The following is a 20,048-nucleotide window of genomic DNA, read 5'->3' as shown; positions in this document are numbered from 1 at the left end:
GTTATGCCATCGAGATCCAGAGATTCACAATCCAGATGTGGCAAAGCTTTTCCAATGAACAATGACGACCTAGATGGCTTCCTTTCTCGCGCACACGAGTTCGGTGCCGCTCAGCTTTTCGCCCTGCCTGACGCATCCATCGTCGATCTCGCGACAGGCTATATTCCGCTACTCGTCAATTTCACATTCGAGGATAGGGCGGTTAAGGTGCTGCCCAAACTGACCGCTCCGGCGGAGCTTGAACCCGCCATCTACTTCTCTGCGCTAGAAATGGTGCGTGATCATCCGGCAGTCGTTCTCACTGGAGAGACTGGAAGCGGTAAGACTACCTTTGCAAAGCATCTGGCTTATTCGTTGGCACAAGGCGCCTCTGCGCTGGCGCCACGTCCGGTTCCACGCAACGATCTCGGCGCGGTGCATGATGAGCATTGGACGCTGGACGGTATGCTGCCGCTTTATATTTTTGTCGAGCCTTCAAAAACGTTCGATGAGTTGCTTGCGTCTTCAACTGCTGCTTCCGTCTCTTCGGACAAGAAATTTTTGCTGATCCTCGATGGCATCGAGGTGGCGGGTGACGCTGGGGGTCGATTGCTGACCGATGCGCTGGCGTTCCAGAGCACCCGTCCCGGTACAAAGCTGCTCGTACTTGGAGAAATCTCTGTCGTCAAAAACTGGTCACTTCCGGCGGACTGTGTACGCTATGATCTGTTGCCGCTGTTGAAAATTCAACGCCGGGAAGCAGCATCGAGACTGGCTGGCCTCGACCTTGAAACGTCGGGCATCGCCCTTGGCAATGCCGCCGCCCACCCGGCGCAATTCATCATGGCCATGCATGGCGGCGATGCTGGTAACAGCGCAGAGGCCATCACTGACAGCTGGCTCGCAAAAGTTGCTGGCGATGCCCAGACGAGCGAACTGTTTTGCGGATTGGCGTTCGATGCGCTGACCGCCGAGGTTGATGACCCCACCATCATCCCCATCACGCGTGTGCGCCAATTGCTCGCTTCGGTCCATCTGGTTACCCAGCCAGTCAACGTCGCAGTCGAAAACTATCGCAAGAAGCCAGCCCTTTGGGCACCCGTCATGACCAGCCTTGCCGCGCGTCTATCCGGCACAGATGCCGCCAGCGCCTTGATCGAAGCACTGATCAAGGGCAGCGGTGACGAGGTTCTGAGGGGCGCGCTGCTGGCGGCGGATATTGTGGACGAAGCAGGATCATTGCGCGATCGCATCGCAGGACATTTACTCACCATCGTCAACGAGGGCGCTCTTTCCCCACCGGAGCGTGACGTTGCAGGCAGCACGCTGTCACGCTGGAGATCCTCTGGCGCTTCATCTTAGGGTCTGATAACCGTTCCAATTCTGCGACGCCTCATAACGTCACCGTAGCAGCCGACCTGAGAAGCCAGATCGGCGTCCGCTGCAAGGCATTCATCAGTAAGGTGCAATGCCACCGGGTGCCATAGCAACAGACTGTGATGCGGGCGTACCGGACATGACGACGATCGGTGTTCCATCTGGAACGCGGCTATAGAGGTCGACAATGTCCTGGTTCATCAGTCGGACGCAGCCCGAAGACACCGACTTCCCAATCGTCCACCACTCAGGCGAGCCGTGCAGGCGATAGATCGTATCCTGCCCATCCTTGAAGATGTAGAGGGCGCGGGCGCCAAGCGGATTTTTAAGGCTTGGCTCCATGCCACCGTTTGCGGCGCTGTAAGGCTGCAATTCCGGTTGACGGGCAATCATTTCATCCGGCGGCGTCCAGCGCGGCCACTGGCGTTTATATTGGATGACGCCCCTGCCCGCCCACTCGAACCCGGCGCGACCGAGGCCCACGCCATAACGCATGGCCTGATTACCCTCATAGGTCAGATAAAGGAAGTGATTGGCCGTATCGACCACAATCGTGCCCGGGCGTTCGCCGGTCGGATTATCGACCATCTGCCGGTAAAACCGCGGATCGATTTTTTCATAGGGTATAGCAGGCAGCGGGAATTGCTCATCCAGCTTCGGCCCGTAAATTTCAGCGTAGAAGGGATCTGCGACAGGTCGTGCCGTCTGCGCGACCTCGCGGGGCGTCGTCGTGCATCCGGCAAGCGCGGTTACGGCAAGGCCTCCCGTACCTAAAAGGAAAGACCTGCGGGTGGTGTCATACATTTTCAATCGATGTCCTTAAGATTATCTCGCACCCGCAAACGGGTCTGCCAAGGCCGCATCAGGGCGGCTGATGGGGTATTTCGTGCCGGAAACTTTTTCCGCCATGCTTTTCGCACCATTGTTTTTCAAAATGGCGCGGAAGCTCGGATGCATTCCTCCGTCGACATAGGAGTTCAGGGCGCTGGACGTTCCCTGGTTCAACGCAACGGCCAGTTTCTGCTGTTCGGCGTCAAGCTTCGCGGCAACTGCCGGTTCTGGCTGATTTATGATCTGGGGGCAGCTAGCAAGCGGGTCGGATGGCTCCCCACCTACAAACTCGCTGTTGAAGACATAGCGGCGGCCACAAACGGACACTTTCGGCTGGCGTCTGGTTAATTCGAAGGTGTCGGACCCTTCCTTCAATGTCTTCCAGAACGGAAAGTTGGCATCGTCCTTATATGCCGCCATATTCCGCGCCGTCATGCGGAATGGATAGGCCTGGACCTGAAACTGGTTCTGCCCGCCCTTCAGGGCTCTGTCGACAATCGCGTAGATTTCGCCGACTTGCTGATCCGTCATCGCGTAGCAGCCGGATGAAGAGCATGCGCCGTGTACCATCAATGCTTCACCGGTGTAGCCGAGTGCAGATTCCAGACGGTTCGGGTAACCGAGATTGAACGACACGAAATATTGCGAATTCGGATTCAGCATGCCGGAAGAGACATGATAGAAACCCTCTGGCGCTTGTCGATCTCCGCTCTTGGTCTTGGGACCAAGTTTCCCTGACCACCGGCACATTGGGTAGGTTTTGAACAGCGCATATCCACCCGTTTTATCGACCTTCCAGACTTCGAGTTCGCTCTCTTGCTTGAAGATGCGGACAAGAACGGGGCTTTCCGGCTTCATGCCTTTTGCAGACATGGATGCAGCAACTTTCGAGGATAGCTTCGGCGGTGCCTTGCTGGCGCTGTCGAGTCCCATTGATGTACAGGCAGCCAGCGCGCTGCACAGCACAGCGACTGCTGTGGCTTTCACCAACAGATCGATTAGGCTCCGTAGCCTCGCAGGTACGAACCTCGAAAGTCTTGAATCAGTCATTAAAACGCCTTGCCCGCCTCTTTAAGCGAAACCGTACATAGAGAAGTTGGCCGCATGACGGCAACCAACAATCAGGACAAAGAGTCGTGAATTTACGTTACAAGTTCGTTAATCATACGAACACAACATGGTGAAATCACACGAGAAGCCCCTGCCCGCCATCGATCCACACCGGCGTACCGGTGATGTGCCGGGACTTGGTACCTGCAAGAAATACGATGAGATCAGCGACATCTTCGCTGGTACCGGCCTCACCTTTCGATATCGGAATATTACCCTGCGGCCACTCCGCCGGAATAGCTGTTTCTTCCTTCGAGCGGATATGGGTATTGTCATTGATCTCCGTGTCGATCGCACCAGGACAGACAGCGTTTACGCGAATACCATGCCGGGCAAGCTCAAGGGCGAGCTGCTGCGCCATGGCCAGTTGTCCGGCCTTAGTGACGGAGTAGGCGGTGGCGCCCGGCGATGTGAACGTTCGTGTCCCATTGATGGAAGAGACGATGACGATCGAACCGCCATCCGATTTCATATGCGGCACGGCATTGTGTATGGTCAGATAGGTGCCGCGCAGATTGACACTCATCGTCTGGTCCCACTCGGCAGGCGTCAGGTCTTCGATGGGTGCCCATACTCCGTTGATGCCTGCATTGGCGACCACGACGTCAAGGCGACCAAACCGCTCGATAAGCTCAGACATCGCCGCAGCCATCTGTTTTTCAACAGAGACGTCAGCCAATAACGCGATTGCTTGGCGCCCGTCGTTCTGAATCTGATCCACAACAGCATCCAGTTCGTCTTTCGTGCGCCCCAGTAGTCCGACCGAATAACCATCCTTTGCCAGAGCAAGCGCAGCGGCGCGTCCTATTCCAGATCCTGCTCCTGTTACCAACGCAACTTTTGAAGCCGCCATGCCTGTCTCCTTAAACCAGATTTCTGTAAGCTATCCTTGGGGACAACCACACACAAACCGCGTTGTTCCAGCCAAAACCGGATCAAATGAGCATCATCCCGCAAGAATTCTATTCAAGAGACGCCGTCATTGTTGCAGGAGAGCTGATTGGCTGTGAGCTTCACATCCACGATACAGCCGGCATCATTGTCGAAACGGAAGCGTATCGTCCTGATGATCCTGCCTCTCACAGCTTCAGTGGACCTACGCTGCGAAACCGGACGATGTTCGGCTCGCCCGGTCACCTCTATGTCTACCGATCCTATGGGCTGCATTGGTGTGCCAACATCGTGTGCACGCCGGGTTCCGCGGTGCTGATCCGCGCTTTGCAGCCAACTGTCGGCATCGAACTGATGAAATTACGCCGAGGCATGACAGACATTGCCAACTTATGCTCCGGCCCGGGAAAACTTGCTCAGGCACTCGACATCAACAGAGAGATGGACGGCGCACCTCTCACATTCGGACCGTTCTTCGTCACCCATGGTCACTCGACGGCAGTTACCATTGTTGGTCCGCGCATCGGCATATCGAAGGCGATCGACCAACCGTGGCGCTTCGGACTCTACAAATCCCCGTTTCTCAGCCGAAAATTCAAAACATAGGTGGTCAGCGGGTCTGACCGCATGCAATAAATACCGCTAGTGCAACGGGCAGTTTCGACCCGGTGTAAAATGATAATGGGAACGAAGGAACCAGCATGACCATCATACCAAACTCGATGGAAGGCCGCGACATCGCCTATCAAATGCACCCAAACGTCAATCTCCGCAAATATGAGAAGACCGGCGGTGTTGTGATCGAATCGGGCGACGGCATCTATGTGTTCGACAATAACGGAAAGCGTTATATCGAAGGTCTTGCAGGTCTCTGGTCTGTCGCCGTTGGCTTTGGTGAAAAGCGGCTGGTGGAAGTGGCGAGAGCGCAGATGGAGAAGCTGCCCTATTACCATACATTCGCCTACAAGACGCATGGTCCGTCAATCGAACTTGCCGAAATGCTGATCCAGATGGCACCCGTGCCCATGTCGAAAGTGCATTTCACTTCGTCGGGCTCGGAAGCCAACGACCTTGCCTGCAAGATGGTCTGGTATCGCTCCAATGCACTTGGCAACAAAGACAAGAAAAAGGTTATCGGCCGCATCAAGGGCTATCATGGTGTGACCATCGCCGCGGGCTCGATCACCGGACTGCCGCGCAATCATGAAAGCTTCGATCTGCCGTTGGACCGGATGGTCCACACATCCTGCCCGTCCTATGTGCATTTCGGCCAAGAAAATGAGAGCGAAGCCGATTTCACGACACGTATGCTCACCGACCTCGAGGATTTGATCATCAGGGAAGGTCCTGAAACCGTGGCCGCATTCTGGGGAGAACCTGTCATGGGAGCGGGCGGCGTGTTGATGCCGCCAGAGGGTTATTGGGAGGGCGTGCAAAAAATCCTGCGGAAATACGATATTCTTCTGGTGGTCGATGAAGTCATCTGCGGCTTTGGTCGCACCGGGAACATGTTCGCTTGCCAGACATATGGTATCGAGCCCGACGTTCTGATCCTATCCAAGCAGATTTCGTCTTCCTATATGCCGCTTTCCGCGATCCTGATGAACGACCGGTTCTATCAGCCGATTGCAGATGAATCCGATCGGATCGGCGTGTTCGGTCACGGCTTCACAGCATCCGGCCACCCCGTCGCGACTGCCGTTGGCCTTGAAAATCTGAAGATCATCCAGGAGCGTGATCTGGTCGGTAATGCGGCAAGATTGGAAGAACAGTTCCTGTCGCGCCTCGCCGAACTGGCGAAACATCCCGTTGCCCATTCGTCGCGTGGTGTCGGTCTGCTGGGTGCCTTGGAGATCAAGCCTTTTGACGATGCAAAGGCGGGTGATGCGGCCTTGACCGTGACCGCGGCGTTGGAAAAAGAAGGTGTGATTGCCCGTGCGGTTGGCGAAGCCATCTGCTTTTGCCCGCCATTGATCATCACCTCAGAACAGATTGATGACATGTTCGATGCTCTCGAACGTGCGCTCGACGCGGTGGCCGCTGCCAGAGCCTGAATTCAGAGCTTTTTGCTTCCATTAAAATGTAAAGGGCGGCAGTCTTGCGATTGCCACCCTTCAAGTTGAATATCCAATAATTCGTTATGCGGTATTGAGCACATCATCCAGTGCGCTCAGCAACATATCTGCATGTTCACGCGCGAAAACGAGCGGAGGACGGATTTTCAGGATGTTGGCATTGGGGCCGGAGGCGCTGATGAGGATGCGCCGTTCACGCAAGCCATTGACGATCCGGGTCGTCAGGGCAGCGTCCGGGCGCTTCGTTGCTGTGTCACTAACAATCTCGACACCGATGAACAGGCCGGAGCCGCGCACATCTCCGATTGCAGTGTGCGACAGGCTCATCAAACCATCCATCAAGTAGCGTCCGACATCCAGTGCGTTATGTTGCAGGCCATCAATGCGAATGGCATCAAGCACGGCTTTGCCAGCAGCGGCAGCGACAGGGTTGCCGCCGAACGTATTGAAATAGCGTGCACGCGGCCCGAATTCCGCGATGATCTCCGGCCGCAGCACAATTCCCGCCATTGGGTATCCGTTGCCCATAGGCTTGCCGATGGTCACCATATCAGGGGAAACCCCGTGCCGCTCGAAACCCCACATGGTTTCACCCGTGCGGCCAAAACCAGGCTGCACTTCATCGGCCACGAAGAGGCCACCCGCCTCATGAATCGCATCCACAGCTGGCTTCAAAAAACCCTTCGGTCCGGCGAAAATGCCATCGCTCGAGAAGATCGTGTCGGTGACCAGCATGGCTGGCTTGATGCCGTGACGCTTAAGATCGGCGATTGCAGCGCAGACATCCCGGCCAAATTTCTCCATCACCTCCTCAGGCGAATTGCGATAGGCGTCTGGCGACGGCACTGTTCGCACGTGGGGGCCAAGCGTAACGGACTCACCAAGCGATGGAGAGAATTCTGCAACCGCACTGGTCAGGCCGTGATAGGCAAGCTCGGTTGCGATGATGCCAGTACCGCCTGTTACAAACCGGGCAATGCGGACCGCAAGGTCGTTTGCCTCGCTTCCGGTACAGGTGAACATCGCCTGGCTGAGTGTGTCAGGAAATGTTTCCGTCAGCGTTTCGGCGTAATCCACAATTCCTTCATGCAGATAGCGGGTATGGGTATTGAGGATCGCCGTCTGCTTGGTGATTGCCTCCACCACACGCGGGTGGCAATGGCCCAGTGACGCAACGTTGTTATAGGCGTCTAGATATTTTTCGCCTGCGACATCGTACAGGAAAACACCCTCGCCGCGCACCAGATGCAGTGGCTTTTCGTAAAAGAGACGGTAAGCGGGACCGAGTACCTTCTCACGACGCGCGATCAGCGCTCGCTCGCTGTCGTCCAGCCGGTCAAAGTCTTCGCGCGAAAAAGCATTTACCATCGACATGATTTCAGGCCTTCGAAAGGTTGGGCGCGAGCGTCTTCAGCCCTGCCGGTGTGAGATCTGATATGTTGAGAAGCCCCTGCCAAACGGAGGCGTGGTTGCGCATGATGTAGTCGGCGTTCTCTGGAAACAACGCTGAACGCCATTCCCCTATGATGATGGACATCGCCAGCCGCGATCGCGTCAATACCGGCAGAAGCTCCATTTCCACTGGCTCAAGAGTGCGCGCCGACAGGAACCCTTGCAAAAAGGCTCCTGTCCGCGCAGCCCAATTTTCCGTTGCCAGATGGTAGGACAATGCGACCGCGAGATCGTTGACCAAGGGCGCGTACACCATGTCCCCGAAGTCGATGATCCCAACCACCTCATTCGGCTTGGCCGGGTCAAGAAGAATATTGTGCGGGTTGAAGTCGTTATGAATGATCTGGCGCCGACTGAGCTCCGAAATGGTAGGTGCGGCGCGCTCGAACTCGGAGAGCACAGCCTCCACATGCGCACGACGCTGCGGCGCGACGTGATCCGTGACAGTCGCCAGATCAAGGGTGTGGGAAATATCCCACATCAGCTTTCCGGCTGGCGGACGGCTTTGGCAGCTCTCAAGACCAAGCCCGAGTTGCGCCAATGCCCGGCCGACATTGCGGCTTTGTTCTTCGCTGGCCTGTGTCCGATATTGCAGTTCACCGCGTAAAAAAGTCAGCAGCCGGATGATGCGTGGGCCGTCCGGTGTGGAAAGCATGTGGCTCGCCTCACCCTTGTTTGTCGGAACCAGCCTCGGCACCGGAACCGAGGGAGCGGCTGACGCCAGATGCATCAGCACCTCGTCCTGAAAGTCGAGCGCTGCCGGGTTTTCTACGGGATTGGCGATTTTGAGAACGAATTCGGTACCGTCATCGCGCGTGAACAGAAATGTCTCGTCGCGCTCGCTGGAGAGACGCTTTGCAGCACCTGCGACCCCGTAAATATCCGCGACCGCAGCCGCAGCATCGGCCAGCGAGGTCTGCTCCCATGTCGCCGACATGAAATCCTCTGTCTCGATGGCGGTCGATATCTTCGTCATCTGTACTCCATCGATCATCATGCCACTCGCCCCGGCAGCGCTAGCCTTCTAAACAACTTGTGCCGCCCTTGAAGATGGTAAAATGTATTTGAATTAGCAGACATCACTTGAAACACAGAAAAAAAGATGCATCAAGTATCATATTGTTAATTTGCGGACCGACCATGCCTGAATTCTCTACACTGGAATATGAGAACCTGAATAGCGCAGTCTATGGCTCGCTTTGCGACGCGCTCATTCAGGGGCGTTTTCAGCCAGGGGATCGTTTGAAGATCCGTGATCTTGCAGAACAGTTCGGCACGAGCGTCACTCCCATCCGTGATGCGATCTTGAGGCTTGCAAATGACGAGGCTATCATCTTCAGGTCTCCACGCGATATTCGCATTCCTGGCCTGAGCGAAAGTCGCTATCAGGAAATCCGGGCGATCCGCATTCGACTGGAAGGACTGGCGGCGGAGACTGCTGCGCAGGTGGCAACCAGTGCAGATATCGAAGCTTTAGAACGGATTTTGCGTGAAAACGAGCAAGCGATCACCGCTGGAGATCGACTGAAAGGCACAGAGCTCAATCAGGCCTTCCACTTCATGCTGCCAAAAATCGCGGGGCTTCCGATGTTAAACGGCATCCTTAGAAGGCTGTGGTTACAAATGGGGCCGCATATTTCAGACGCCTATATTCAAGGCGGGCGAGCGATGATCGATCACCATTATCCCGTCATCGATGCCCTGAAACGACACGATCCTTCTGCCGCATCCATGGCCATCGTCGATGATATTCTACTGGGTGGCAAGCCTATTCTCGAGCGTATCGAACAAGGCAACGAACGCCAATCCTTGCGGGCATGACCTTGAAAAAGAGTGCGCTTGCATTTCGAAAATGACCCAATATGATGTATCAAGCATCAACGGAGATTGTGCGTATGACTGAAGAACGCCGCTACATGTTGTTGACGGGAGCAAGCCGCGGCATTGGCCACGCAACGGTAAAACTCTTCCAATCCAAGGGCTGGCGCATTCTTACCGTTTCTCGCCAACCCTTCTCCGAAGAATGTGCTTGGCCTTCCGCCCGCGAGAGCCACATTCAAGCCGATCTTGCTGACTTATCTCAAATCGACCGTCTTGCGGCAACGGTACGCGAGCGTCTGCCTCATGGCCGGTTGCATGCATTGGTCAACAATGCCGGAATCTCACCCAAAGGGCCGGAAAAAAGCCGGCTCGGCGTCATGGGAACCGATGCGGATATCTGGACGCAGGTGCTGAATGTCAACGTCGTCTCGACCGCGCTCATTGCCCGCGCCCTGATGCCGGAGCTTGAGGCCGCAAAAGGCTCGATCGTCAACGTCACGTCCATCGCCGGGACCCGCGTTCACCCCTTTGCTGGAGTGGCCTATGCAGCGTCCAAGGCTGCACTCGGCTCCCTGACCCGTGAAATGGCGCATGAATTCGGTCGGCGCGGTGTGCGAGCAAATGCCATCGCTCCGGGTGAGATCGAAACATCGATCCTATCGCCGGGAACAGAAGAACTGGTGGCAGCAGAAGTGCCAATGCAGAGACTGGGCGATCCGCGCGAAGTTGCAGAAACCATCTATTTTCTTTGCACCGAGCCTTCATCTTACATCAACGGTGCCGAAATTCACATCAATGGAGGGCAGCACGTCTGACAACGCCCAGATAATAAAGGGCTCGCAAAAAAGCCAAAATACTCATCGGCTGAAGGCATTTACGAGGAAAATAATGCCGCAGACGGAAGAGCTGCCCTCCCCGCTGATACGCTAAAGGCGACGGTGGCACGGCAGTTGCAGGAGATCGTCATCGGGACCGGCTCAACCGGCTCCTACAATAACGACAAAGGGGAATGTTATGAAGACTTTCACGAAACCTGGAATTTCAGCGGTCGCAGCCGTCTTGCTGTCGGCAAGCATCGCCGCGCCAGCCTTTGCGCGCGACCTGACGGTCGTATCCTGGGGCGGCAACTATCAGGATGCTCAGCGCAACATCTATTTCAAACCCTTTTCTGAAAAGACTGGCAAACCCGTTCTCGACGAAGCCTGGGATGGCGGCATCGGTGTGATCCAGTCGAAGGTCAAGGCAGGCGCGCCAAACTGGGACGCCGTGCAGGTCGAAGCCGAAGAACTGGCATTGGGTTGTGCAGACGGCCTCTACGAGAAAATCGACTGGTCCAAAATGGGCGGCAAAGACAAGTTTCTCGACTCTGCTGTCAATGACTGCGGCGTCGGCGCCATCGTCTGGTCTACGGCAATTGCCTATGACGGCGATAAATTGAAGGAAGGCCCCTCCTCCTGGGCAGATTTCTGGGACGTCAAGAAGTTTCCCGGCAAGCGCTCGCTGCGCAAGGGACCGAAATACACGCTGGAATTCGCTTTGCTGGCCGATGGTGTCTCCAAGGACGAACTCTATGACGTACTGGCAACCGAAGAGGGTGTCACACGCGCTTTCAAGAAGTTGGACGAACTGAAGTCCAACATCGTCTGGTGGGAATCCGGTGCGCAGCCGCTACAGTTCCTCGCTTCCGGAGAAGTGGCCATGGCATCTGCCTATAATGGTCGCATCACCGGCATCAACCGTTCCGAGGGCAAAAACCTCAAGGTCGTTTTCCCCGGAAGCATCTATGCCGTCGATAGCTGGGTGGTGCTGAAGGATGCTGAAAACAAGGCCGCCGCGCAGGATTTCATCGCCTTTGCAAGTCTGCCTGAAAACCAGGCGAAGCTCCCGGAATTTGTTGCCTATGGTCTGCCTAACAAGGAAGCTGCAGCAAAAGTACCGGAGAAATTTGCCAAGGACCTTCCGACAGATGCGGCAAACATGACGGATTCCATCCCGCTCAATGTCGACTTCTGGATCGACAATGCAGAAACGCTGACGCAGCGCTTCAACGCCTGGCTGGCCAAGTAAGACATCCGCAAAGAAGGGCACCTTTGCAATGTCCTTCTTTTCTGGCCGGGTGCGGTCTTGGCGATTTCCACCAAGTCCGCATGATCCGCCTCAAGCGATGGAGCCTTGCGTGGCAGAATTTATTAGATTTGACCGTATTACAAAATTTTATGGGCCACTTTGCGTGGTCGAAAATCTCGATCTATCTATCGACAAGGGCGAGTTTGTCAGTCTGCTAGGACCTTCCGGCTCCGGCAAGACGACGCTGCTGATGATGCTCGCCGGGTTCGAGCAGGCCACATCCGGCAACATTCTGCTGGACGGCACAGCCATCAACAATGTGCCCACCCACAAGCGTGACATGGGTGTTGTCTTTCAAAGCTATGCACTTTTCCCACATATGTCGGTGGGCGAAAATGTGGCCTTTCCGCTTCAGATGCGCGGCATGGGAAAGGCCGAAATTGCAAAGCGCGTGGCGCGGGCGTTGGATATGGTGCAATTGTCGACTTTTGCCGACCGCCGCCCATCACAGTTGTCCGGCGGCCAGCAACAGCGTGTGGCACTCTCGCGTGCCCTGGTTTTCGAACCACGCGTCGTTCTGATGGATGAGCCGCTTGGCGCACTCGACAAACATCTGCGCGAACAGATGCAACTCGACATTCGCGATCTGCACAGACGTCTCGGCCTGACAATCGTTTTCGTCACGCATGATCAGTCCGAAGCGCTGACCATGTCGGACCGAGTGGCCATTTTCAACAAGGGCAAGATCGAACAGATCGGGACACCGCGACAGGTCTATGACGAACCAGCGACTCGTTTCGTTGCGGAGTTCATTGGTGAGACCAATCTCGTGGAGGGTGTCGTGGAGGCGATACAGGGCAACGAAGCGGTCGTGCGCGTGGCATCCGGCGCGAAAATCGTGTCTGTGGTTTCTGCTACCGTATCACCCGGTCAGATTGTCCATGTTTCCATTCGCCCTGAAAGAGTTGATCTCACCGAGATCAAAGGAGACGCGCATAATTGTCTTGAGGCTGAGGTAACGGATTCCGTCTATCAGGGGGATCACCTTCGCGTACAGCTGCGCAACCCCTCCCACGAACTGATTGCCAAACTGGGCCGCCGATCACGCGAGTTCGAGCCGGGTGCAAAGGTCTATGCCTCCTTTTCAGCGGGTGATTGCCGGGTCATTGCGCCATGAACATCATCACATCGCGAACCGGGCGGTCGCTGCTGTTGCTGGGACCGCTGCTGATTTTTCTCATCGGCTTTTTCGTTTGGCCGCTGTTCAGCATGATGTCACAATCCGTTTCGGACACCGCCGTGCTGCGCCTTCTGCCGCGTAGCGCAGTGGTGCTGCCAGGCTGGGACCGCGTGTCTCCCCCGACCATGTCGATGCAGACCGCGCTGATGGAAGACTTGAAGGCGGTCGATAACGATCAGGCGCTGGGTGATATGGTGCGGCGCCTCAACAGCGCTCGGTCCGGCTTTCGTACGTTGATGTCGAAAACCACGAGTGCGCTGGGCGATGCGACAAACCCACCTGCGGATCTCGTTTCCATCGACAAGCGATGGGAAAGACCCGAGTTCTGGATTGCAATCGCGGATGCGCTCTCGCCATTGACCGACCGGAACCTGCTGGCAGCTGTCGATCTTGGTCGCAACACGGCTGGCGAAATACAACATCTGCCTGCCGATCAATCCGTCAACCGCGTCATTCTCGTTCGCACGTTCTGGATCGCCGCGCTGGTGACCTTAGCCTGCGCCTGCATAGGTTTTCCCTATGCGATCATTGCGGCGTCCCTTACCGGCTGGAAAAGGGACCTCATGCTGGGCGCCGTGCTGTTACCCCTATGGACATCACTGCTGGTACGCACAGCGGCATGGTTCATTCTGTTGCAGGAGAAAGGTCTGATCAATGATGTCTTGCAGACGCTCGGCCTGATCAACAGCCCGCTCGCACTCATATTCAACCGCACAGGCGTCATCATCGCCATGACCCATGTACTGCTGCCTTTCATGGTGCTACCGATTTATTCGGTCCTCATCACCATTCCAAAAAATCTGATGCCAGCGGCGGCATCGCTTGGAGCACACCCGCTGCGCGCCTTTTTGCGGGTACTTTTACCGCTCAGCCTGCGGGGCGTCGCCTCGGGAAGCCTGCTCGTTTTCATCTCTGCCATCGGCTACTACATCACGCCGGCGCTGATCGGCGGTCCGGGTGATCAGATGATCTCATCAATCATCGCCTTTTATGCAACAGGTTCGGCGAATTGGGGCATGGCTGGCGCGCTCGGCGTCGTGCTGCTTGTGGCGACGTTGATCCTCTACAGTGTCTATGCGCGGCTTTCAGCCGAAGAATCGGAAAGGTACTAGGCCATGCCGATCAAGCTCACAAAATTTACCTTCGCATCGCTGACGATCCTGTTTCTCATAGCGCCTCTCATCGCCATCATGCCGCTAGCCTTCACCTCAAGCGTCATTCTGACCTACCCCATTCCATCCTGGTCACTACGCTGGTTCGAAGAGCTGTTTACGGCAGACGCCTGGCGACGCGCCATCATCAACAGTTTCATCATTGGTGCCGGCACCACCTTGCTTGCCACCATTCTGGGAACTGCCGCGTCGCTCGGCTTGCGCAACCGGTTACTGTTCTTTCGCGGAACGATGAGGACATTGTTTCTGTTGCCGATGGTGGTGCCAGCCGTTGTGCTGGGCGTTGGCATGCAGGTCCTGCTGGCCCGCTTCGGGCTGACGAACAGCTATGCGGGGGTCATCATTGCGCACACTGTTGTTGCAGTACCATTCGTCGTCGTCAGCGTTACCGGTGCACTGTCGGGCATCGATACCCGTGTAGAACTCGCCGCACAAAGCCTTGGCGCGGCGCCTGCTACAGTCTTTCGTCGGGTGACATTGCCTCTCGCAATGCCCGGCGTGTTGTCCGGGGCGGTTCTGGCCTTTGCGACCTCGCTGGACGAAGTGGTTCTAACGCTGTTCGTTGCCGGGCCGAACCAGCGCACGTTGGCTCGTCAGATGTTTTCCAGCATCCGCGAAAACATCAGTCCCGCCATCGCTGCCGCCGCTTTCCTGTTCATAGTGCTCACAATTATCATCGGCCTTATCGTTATCATGTCTCGTCTTATGCTCGCGAAGCGCTGAATAGACGGCGGCCGTGCTTCTCCTGTTCTGCCCGATAGGTTGGGGTATAAACCTGTTTTCTGACATAGTTTCGGGTTCTGTGTGAAAGCTGGCAATTGGAGATTGGAAATGGGCATTTTCGACGGACTTTTAGGGCATGGATCGACCGTTGATCCATCCGATCTGACCAAACGTCTTGACGGTGTGCTCATCGATGGAGAAGAACCGCAACTTGCCTTCAAGGTCATTCGTGATTTTTTCGTCTTCACACAGCACCGCGTGATCGTGGTCGACATTCAGGGCATCACGGGCAGCAAAGTCGATTACACGTCGATCCCGTATCGCGCGATCACCCGCTTCTCGGTAGAGACGGCAGGAACATTCGACCTGGACTCAGAGCTCAAGATTTGGGTCTCCGGGTCCAGCACGCCGATCAGCAAGACGCTGAAAAAGGGTACTGATGTGCGTGGCATTCAACGTGCGCTGGCAACGGGTGTTTTGCGGTAAAAAACTGCAAGGTTTTTAACGAGTGGCAGGCTCAGGGTTGCGCTTCGTCTGCTGATACACACGATGCGGGTTCGCAGAGGCGATCGACTTGTAGATTTCCGCAGTCTTTAGACCGATCGTTCGCCAGTCGTATTTCGACAGGATTCTAGAACTTTGGCGCTGTGACGTGCGAGCACCCGGTGCGTTTTCCATTCTGTCCCGAAGCATTTCAGACAGCCTATGAATATTTCCCAGCGGAAAATAAGAGGACTGATCCAGCGCCAGACCGAGGTTGGCTTCGATATCACTGGCCAGAACCGGAAGTCCGTGAGCCATAGCCTCAAGTAGCGCAATCGGCATGCCTTCATGGCTCGACGGTAAGACAAAAAGCCCAGAATTGGCGAAAAGACTGGCTAACTTGCGTCCCGACTGCACCCCGGTCAGGACGACGCCGGGCGTGGCCTTGGCACGATCCTGAACTGCCGTGACATATTCGCTGTCCAGATCACCACCACCAACCAACACCAGCTTGGTGTCTTTCAGGTTCGTTCGCGCGAAGGCTTCGATAAGATCAAGCTGGCGTTTTTCAGCGACGAGGCGGGCCACCAGCAGGATGTAGCGGCCCCTCTGCAAAGCGAATTCCTGAAGAACGCTGTCTTCAAGATCCTTGGTGTCTACCTTCACACCGTTGGGAATGAAATGAACGGGTGATCTGAAGTCTTTTTGCATTCGGTCCGCAATATGCTTTGCGATAGCAATGCGCGCGTGGGAAAACCGCATTCCCGCCCACTCGCCAAGCTGCAAAATCCGCTTCTCGACCGAGTTCCATTTTTCCCGGTCATAATCATAGCCGTGATGGGTAAACACCACCCTCAGTCCGAGTATCCGCGCGAGTGGCGCGACCAGAGATGGCCCCACGGCATGAATGTGAACGATATCTGGATTGAGGAGTCTGGCTTTGAACAGGGCAAGCGCCGTATGAAGAATAGCTTCCAGGCGTGTGTTGCGAGGAGCCCAAAGCGGATGAACGGTTATGCCACGCCATATATACGGCTTAGTATCCACAACATAGTTCTTGCGGGCAAAAACGTGGACGTCCGCTCCTAGCTCGACCAGATTGGATACCAGCTGCTCGACATGTGTCTCAACACCGCCTTGCACGTTGGGTATTCCACGCAGGCCGATCATACAGATCCGCATGGCCTCCAATATCCGGGCATTTTCGTTCTGGGGGTAAGCGCTTTCCTTCACCTCAAGCGTAGGCTCAGACTCTGTCGTTGAGACATTGTTCACAGCGCCCTCCCATTAAATATTAGCACATTAGTATATGATAACTTAATTTGACGCGGAGGCTAGTGCTTTTCCAAATTTGAACGTTTCATCTTACTGGCATAGTAAACGGCGAAGTTGCACCAAAGCCAAACACTAAGCCGAAACTTTCGACTCATTATTATCCTCACGCCTAATATACCTATACCCAAGGTTGATCATTGGCTTCTCCAAATAGTCATAGACGATCACTGAGAGAACGAGGGTTACGAACAGGCTGCCTGCGCCAATCGCAAAGTCCACACCTGTCCCAGTGAGAGGGAATATTGCAAAGACCATAAGCGCTGCTATGCCGTGGAAAAGATAGATCGAATAGCTCAGAGCCCCGAGCCGGGAAAGGACCGGGTTGTTTGGCGCGCTTGTTTTAACGGACACCAGAAATACGCACAGCGCTGCCAGATAGCTCATCAGAATCGGCAAGGTGCCAACCAGAAAGAAGCCGTCCTGCCGTGACAGCGAAAACTCCCCAACGGTGAAAAGGACGACGGCCTGAACAAGCAGAACGCACAAGCTACCGATCAACGCGTCGGGAAGTTTGTCCACCAACGTCATCCTTAGCAACAGTCCAAGATAAAGGAAGGACACATGCAAGCTGAGGTATTGCACTGGCATCGAAATGCCAAAGTACCGCAAAAGAATGGGAACGGCCGTCGCGGCCACAAGTGCGATCGCAAAAAGTGCAATAATCACGGGACGATACAGGAAACCCAGCGCAAACAGGCCCGCAGACAGAACATAGAACAAGATTTCGATCGTGAGGGTCCAATAGGCACCGGACATCCAGGGCTGGCGAAAGGCGGCAGGCACCATCGTCATATTGGCAAGAAATGTCGGCAGGGATGGCCATTGACCGTGCATGACCGAGGCGACGGTTAAGCAAAACAGTGCAAGCCACATTGCTGGGAATAGACGAAAGAAGCGCGAAATAGCGAAGCGATGCAGCGGATTATGACCCTTGATGCTGAAGGGAACGACGAAACCGCTGATGAGAAAGAAAAGCACCACACCAAACCGGCCGGCATCGAAATATGTGACACTGGATAGGGCCACGGAATATGCCGCGCCCTGCTGATTGGTCGCTTCGTGAATAATGTCCCCGAAGAAGTGCTGAACCACCACCGCCAGCGCGGCAATGCCTCTGAGAGCATCTATGTTTTCGTACCGATTGGCGGCTCGACGCGCATTGCCCTGATCTACGATGACTGTCGCCGGGACGTCTGATGCCTGCATCGAACCACGCCTTTTCGTTGAAATGATTGCAATACGTCCGCTCAACCTTCGACTGCAAACAAATATATACCAGTAAATTCTAAAATAACTAATTCAGCTTTAATATCGCAAGATGTTGACACCGCCTATGACGGGCAGCGTAAAATTATTCTGACTCAAAGCTGTATGGAAAATAGATGCCGGTTCTCTTTCGGAATTTGCTGTTCACGCTGACAGGCGGTTTAATCTTGATCGGTGTGTGGGCCAAACATCGATTGATGGGCTATCGAAAACCGAACACAGTCTCCGTCGAGGACAGAGACGCCCGCATTGCATATGTCCACGACGTCGTTGAATCATGGCTGCGATTTTTGCCCGCAAATGTCTCCGTCAGAGGACGCGCGGTTTTGGAACTCGGCCCAGGATCATCTTTGGCCACAGGCGCGCTTCTGCTGGCGCACGGCGCCAAAACCTACACGGCAGTCGATGCTTTCGGATTGGCAACAGACGAAACGGCGGATTTTCGACGCGATGCTATTTCCCGCTTTAACGGTGATCTGCGGCAGGAGGATATCAAGATCGCGCACGCCGCACTCCACGGTGCCTCTCCGAATTTTCAGTACCATGTGGACGCTGGCTTCAATATTCCGGCCATGTGCCTGGGACAAACATTCGATCTTATTCTCAGTTGCGCTGCCTTCGAGCATTTCGATGCCATCGAAACGACCATCGAAGGCCTGACGAAAGTCGCGCAAAGCGGCTGCATCAGCCTGCACATCATAGATCTTCAGACCCACACGAACGTCATTCGCGAACGTGATCCCAACAACATCTATCGTTTCTCGGCTTGGTTCTATTCGCTGCTTAGCTTTCCCGGCCAACCGAACCGCAAACGGCCAATAGACTACGTGCGGGCATTCGAGAGAAATGGCTGGGTGGACGTGCAAGTGATAGCGGCGAAATCCATATCCGGAGATCAGCGAAAGACGCTGATGTCAGGGCTTGCCAAACAATTCAGCACGCCAGAGATGGACATGGAGATGCTCGATGCTGTGATCATCAGCCGGTATCCTTAACCCCAAGCTCACTATAGAGCCTCGTTGTACGTTCCAGATAGGCGGCTTGCGAGAACTCCTGCCGAACCCATGCCCGCCCGCATGCGCCCATCTCCTGACGCGCATTTTTTGACAATTGGCTCATCGCCGTCAAAACGCCTGCCAAACTCTCCGTATCGAAGGGCTTAGCAATCAACCCGGTGTTGCCGTCTTTGATTAACTCGGGAATGCCGCCAATGGCGGTACCGATAACGGGGCGACCGAGGGCGTAGGATTCAAGAAGGCTCACAGGAGCGTTTTCATACCATTCCGAGGGCAGCACCAATGCTTTTGCGCGGGCAATCGCCGTGTGAAGCGCCTGACCTGAGAGATAGCCCATAAATTCGACATCCGCACCGACTTCCCGTGCCAATGCCCTTAAAGCCGCATCATCCGGTCCTGTGCCAGCGATACGAACACGCTGCCCGGAAAGTCCCGCAGCTTTGATCAAGGTCGCAATACCCTTCTCAGGAGCCAGACGCCCTGCAAAGAGGTAATAGTCACCTTCATCAACAGTGACTGGACGTTCGCTAATGGCCTGATCTACGAAATTAGGGATGTAGGTAAGCTGCTCCTCCGGCCATCCCCACTCGATCAATTTGGTCTTGTAGAAACGGCTGGGCACGACAAGCTTATCGATATGATTGCGATAGAGGCCAAGCGTACGATGAACTGCCGTTTCCACCATCACGAGGCCGCTGAGTGCAACGGACCCTTTCATACAACGGTTGGCGAGAACATTGTAAATCCGCCCACCCTTACACTGTTCACAGATGCCATGGGGAGACAGCATCTTGTAGGCAGGACACGCAAGTTTCAGGTCGTGGACCGTCATGATTGTGGGTATCCCGCGTTGTTTCAACAGTGGAAATATTGACGGCGAGATGTGGTGGTAGACATTATGTGCATGAGCGACGTCCGGCCGCACCCGGTCGATCAAGCCGCTCAAGCGCGCGCGTGCCTTCCGCGAATAGATAACCTCTAGACTGTGCTCGACTTTCTTGAGCAAGCCACTCTGACTACCGAATTCAATTTCGGGAACGAAGTATGACGACCAGTTGGAATTCAGATTGTTAGGATGCTGCATGGAGAAAGGCACGGCCTGCCAGCCCGCACGCTCGAACATGTCCATCTGGTCAAGAAAGATCGCTTCGGCCCCGCCCCGGCGGTAGAAATAGTTGTTGATTGCGAGCAGCGTGTTTCCCATTCAGCG

General features: G+C 55.2%; 19 protein-coding genes. 11 read left to right on the top strand and 8 right to left on the bottom strand.

The window, feature by feature from the left end:
- Nucleotides 1-54 precede the first annotated feature (54 nt).
- A complete protein-coding gene (locus tag ATO67_RS10235) occupies nucleotides 55-1,341 on the top strand; it encodes an nSTAND3 domain-containing NTPase (protein ID WP_067647938.1) in 1,287 nt (428 codons plus the stop codon).
- Nucleotides 1,342-1,434: 93 nt separating this feature from the next.
- Here the strand turns inward: ATO67_RS10235 and ATO67_RS10230 are convergent, their stop codons facing one another.
- From ATO67_RS10230 to ATO67_RS10220, 3 genes are all read right to left on the bottom strand, one after another.
- Complete coding sequence (locus ATO67_RS10230) at nucleotides 1,435-2,160, bottom strand: L,D-transpeptidase (protein WP_067647935.1); 726 nt, start codon at nucleotides 2,158-2,160, stop codon at nucleotides 1,435-1,437.
- 21 nt (nucleotides 2,161-2,181) lie between these two features.
- Nucleotides 2,182-3,237, bottom strand: coding sequence for a L,D-transpeptidase family protein (locus tag ATO67_RS10225; protein WP_067647931.1), 1,056 nt, complete (start codon nucleotides 3,235-3,237; stop codon nucleotides 2,182-2,184).
- Between the two features lie 136 nt (nucleotides 3,238-3,373).
- Nucleotides 3,374-4,150, bottom strand: coding sequence for an SDR family oxidoreductase (locus ATO67_RS10220; RefSeq protein ID WP_067647928.1), 777 nt, complete (start codon nucleotides 4,148-4,150; stop codon nucleotides 3,374-3,376).
- Between the two features lie 86 nt (nucleotides 4,151-4,236).
- Between ATO67_RS10220 and ATO67_RS10215 the strand changes: the two genes are divergently transcribed.
- Together ATO67_RS10215 and ATO67_RS10210 are read left to right on the top strand one after the other, a co-directional pair.
- Nucleotides 4,237-4,794: a DNA-3-methyladenine glycosylase gene (locus ATO67_RS10215; protein WP_067647924.1), complete on the top strand. Its 558-nt coding sequence runs from the start codon at nucleotides 4,237-4,239 to the stop codon at nucleotides 4,792-4,794.
- Nucleotides 4,795-4,889: 95 nt separating this feature from the next.
- The gene (locus ATO67_RS10210) at nucleotides 4,890-6,242 is read left to right on the top strand and encodes an aspartate aminotransferase family protein (protein ID WP_067647919.1); all 1,353 of its coding nucleotides are present in this window, start codon (nucleotides 4,890-4,892) and stop codon (nucleotides 6,240-6,242) included.
- 84 nt (nucleotides 6,243-6,326) lie between these two features.
- On the opposite strand, the gene ATO67_RS10205 is transcribed toward ATO67_RS10210, so the two are convergent.
- Together ATO67_RS10205 and ATO67_RS10200 are read right to left on the bottom strand one after the other, a co-directional pair.
- Nucleotides 6,327-7,637, bottom strand: a complete 1,311-nt coding sequence (locus ATO67_RS10205) for an aspartate aminotransferase family protein (protein ID WP_067647916.1) — start codon at nucleotides 7,635-7,637, stop codon at nucleotides 6,327-6,329.
- A gap of 4 nt (nucleotides 7,638-7,641) precedes the next feature.
- The gene (locus ATO67_RS10200) at nucleotides 7,642-8,691 is read right to left on the bottom strand and encodes a phosphotransferase (RefSeq protein WP_067648302.1); all 1,050 of its coding nucleotides are present in this window, start codon (nucleotides 8,689-8,691) and stop codon (nucleotides 7,642-7,644) included.
- A gap of 164 nt (nucleotides 8,692-8,855) precedes the next feature.
- Here ATO67_RS10200 and ATO67_RS10195 point away from each other — a divergent pair, with 164 nt between their 5' ends.
- The 7 genes from ATO67_RS10195 to ATO67_RS10165 all read left to right on the top strand — a co-directional run bounded on the left by ATO67_RS10195 (nucleotide 8,856) and on the right by ATO67_RS10165 (nucleotide 15,224).
- Nucleotides 8,856-9,536, top strand: a complete 681-nt coding sequence (locus tag ATO67_RS10195) for a GntR family transcriptional regulator (RefSeq protein ID WP_067647912.1) — start codon at nucleotides 8,856-8,858, stop codon at nucleotides 9,534-9,536.
- A gap of 74 nt (nucleotides 9,537-9,610) precedes the next feature.
- The gene (locus ATO67_RS10190; protein WP_067648300.1) at nucleotides 9,611-10,351 is read left to right on the top strand and encodes an SDR family NAD(P)-dependent oxidoreductase; all 741 of its coding nucleotides are present in this window, start codon (nucleotides 9,611-9,613) and stop codon (nucleotides 10,349-10,351) included.
- Between the two features lie 199 nt (nucleotides 10,352-10,550).
- On the top strand, nucleotides 10,551-11,603 hold the full coding sequence (locus tag ATO67_RS10185; RefSeq protein ID WP_067647909.1) for an ABC transporter substrate-binding protein: 1,053 nt from the start codon (nucleotides 10,551-10,553) through the stop codon (nucleotides 11,601-11,603).
- A gap of 97 nt (nucleotides 11,604-11,700) precedes the next feature.
- Entirely contained in the window at nucleotides 11,701-12,780 is a 1,080-nt protein-coding gene (locus ATO67_RS10180; protein WP_067647907.1) for an ABC transporter ATP-binding protein, read from the top strand.
- Nucleotides 12,777-13,955, top strand: coding sequence for an ABC transporter permease (locus tag ATO67_RS10175; RefSeq protein ID WP_067647904.1), 1,179 nt, complete (start codon nucleotides 12,777-12,779; stop codon nucleotides 13,953-13,955). The genes ATO67_RS10180 and ATO67_RS10175 overlap by 4 nt, the downstream gene beginning before the upstream one ends.
- A gap of 3 nt (nucleotides 13,956-13,958) precedes the next feature.
- On the top strand, nucleotides 13,959-14,738 hold the full coding sequence (locus ATO67_RS10170; RefSeq protein ID WP_067647900.1) for an ABC transporter permease: 780 nt from the start codon (nucleotides 13,959-13,961) through the stop codon (nucleotides 14,736-14,738).
- 108 nt (nucleotides 14,739-14,846) lie between these two features.
- Nucleotides 14,847-15,224 (top strand): PH domain-containing protein, encoded by a 378-nt coding sequence (locus tag ATO67_RS10165; RefSeq protein WP_067647897.1) that lies wholly within the window; start codon nucleotides 14,847-14,849, stop codon nucleotides 15,222-15,224.
- A 15-nt stretch (nucleotides 15,225-15,239) separates the two neighbouring features.
- On the opposite strand, the gene ATO67_RS10160 is transcribed toward ATO67_RS10165, so the two are convergent.
- Nucleotides 15,240-16,496 carry a glycosyltransferase family 4 protein gene (locus tag ATO67_RS10160; RefSeq protein WP_245303955.1) on the bottom strand — a complete coding sequence of 419 codons (1,257 nt, stop codon included), beginning with the start codon at nucleotides 16,494-16,496 and terminating at the stop codon, nucleotides 15,240-15,242.
- Nucleotides 16,497-16,628: 132 nt separating this feature from the next.
- A complete protein-coding gene (locus tag ATO67_RS10155) occupies nucleotides 16,629-17,762 on the bottom strand; it encodes an acyltransferase family protein (protein WP_067647891.1) in 1,134 nt (377 codons plus the stop codon).
- Between the two features lie 176 nt (nucleotides 17,763-17,938).
- On the opposite strand from ATO67_RS10155, the gene ATO67_RS10150 reads away from it, so the two are divergent.
- Complete coding sequence (locus ATO67_RS10150) at nucleotides 17,939-18,817, top strand: class I SAM-dependent methyltransferase (protein WP_067647888.1); 879 nt, start codon at nucleotides 17,939-17,941, stop codon at nucleotides 18,815-18,817.
- Here the strand turns inward: ATO67_RS10150 and ATO67_RS10145 are convergent.
- On the bottom strand, nucleotides 18,801-20,042 hold the full coding sequence (locus ATO67_RS10145; protein ID WP_067647885.1) for a glycosyltransferase family 4 protein: 1,242 nt from the start codon (nucleotides 20,040-20,042) through the stop codon (nucleotides 18,801-18,803). The genes ATO67_RS10150 and ATO67_RS10145 overlap by 17 nt on opposite strands.
- Nucleotides 20,043-20,048 lie beyond the last annotated feature (6 nt).

Origin of the sequence: Agrobacterium bohemicum, assembly GCF_001562555.1 — a bacterium.
GTDB lineage: Bacteria > Pseudomonadota > Alphaproteobacteria > Rhizobiales > Rhizobiaceae > Agrobacterium > Agrobacterium bohemicum.
The sequence above is the reverse complement of the archived record's forward strand: the minus strand, read 5'-3'. Positions and strand labels throughout refer to the sequence as shown.

Excerpts from the sequence above, each read along its gene's own strand:
- ATO67_RS10235 (WP_067647938.1), top strand. The coding sequence starts at position 55 with ATGAACAATGACGACCTAGATGGCTTCCTTTCTCGCGCACACGAGTTC.
- ATO67_RS10230 (WP_067647935.1), bottom strand. The coding sequence starts at position 2,160 with ATGTATGACACCACCCGCAGGTCTTTCCTTTTAGGTACGGGAGGCCTT.
- ATO67_RS10225 (WP_067647931.1), bottom strand. The coding sequence starts at position 3,237 with ATGACTGATTCAAGACTTTCGAGGTTCGTACCTGCGAGGCTACGGAGC.
- ATO67_RS10220 (WP_067647928.1), bottom strand. The coding sequence starts at position 4,150 with ATGGCGGCTTCAAAAGTTGCGTTGGTAACAGGAGCAGGATCTGGAATA.
- ATO67_RS10215 (WP_067647924.1), top strand. The coding sequence starts at position 4,237 with ATGAGCATCATCCCGCAAGAATTCTATTCAAGAGACGCCGTCATTGTT.
- ATO67_RS10210 (WP_067647919.1), top strand. The coding sequence starts at position 4,890 with ATGACCATCATACCAAACTCGATGGAAGGCCGCGACATCGCCTATCAA.
- ATO67_RS10205 (WP_067647916.1), bottom strand. The coding sequence starts at position 7,637 with ATGTCGATGGTAAATGCTTTTTCGCGCGAAGACTTTGACCGGCTGGAC.
- ATO67_RS10200 (WP_067648302.1), bottom strand. The coding sequence starts at position 8,691 with ATGACGAAGATATCGACCGCCATCGAGACAGAGGATTTCATGTCGGCG.
- ATO67_RS10195 (WP_067647912.1), top strand. The coding sequence starts at position 8,856 with ATGCCTGAATTCTCTACACTGGAATATGAGAACCTGAATAGCGCAGTC.
- ATO67_RS10190 (WP_067648300.1), top strand. The coding sequence starts at position 9,611 with ATGACTGAAGAACGCCGCTACATGTTGTTGACGGGAGCAAGCCGCGGC.
- ATO67_RS10185 (WP_067647909.1), top strand. The coding sequence starts at position 10,551 with ATGAAGACTTTCACGAAACCTGGAATTTCAGCGGTCGCAGCCGTCTTG.
- ATO67_RS10180 (WP_067647907.1), top strand. The coding sequence starts at position 11,701 with ATGGAGCCTTGCGTGGCAGAATTTATTAGATTTGACCGTATTACAAAA.
- ATO67_RS10175 (WP_067647904.1), top strand. The coding sequence starts at position 12,777 with ATGAACATCATCACATCGCGAACCGGGCGGTCGCTGCTGTTGCTGGGA.
- ATO67_RS10170 (WP_067647900.1), top strand. The coding sequence starts at position 13,959 with ATGCCGATCAAGCTCACAAAATTTACCTTCGCATCGCTGACGATCCTG.
- ATO67_RS10165 (WP_067647897.1), top strand. The coding sequence starts at position 14,847 with ATGGGCATTTTCGACGGACTTTTAGGGCATGGATCGACCGTTGATCCA.
- ATO67_RS10155 (WP_067647891.1), bottom strand. The coding sequence starts at position 17,762 with ATGCAGGCATCAGACGTCCCGGCGACAGTCATCGTAGATCAGGGCAAT.
- ATO67_RS10150 (WP_067647888.1), top strand. The coding sequence starts at position 17,939 with ATGCCGGTTCTCTTTCGGAATTTGCTGTTCACGCTGACAGGCGGTTTA.
- ATO67_RS10145 (WP_067647885.1), bottom strand. The coding sequence starts at position 20,042 with ATGGGAAACACGCTGCTCGCAATCAACAACTATTTCTACCGCCGGGGC.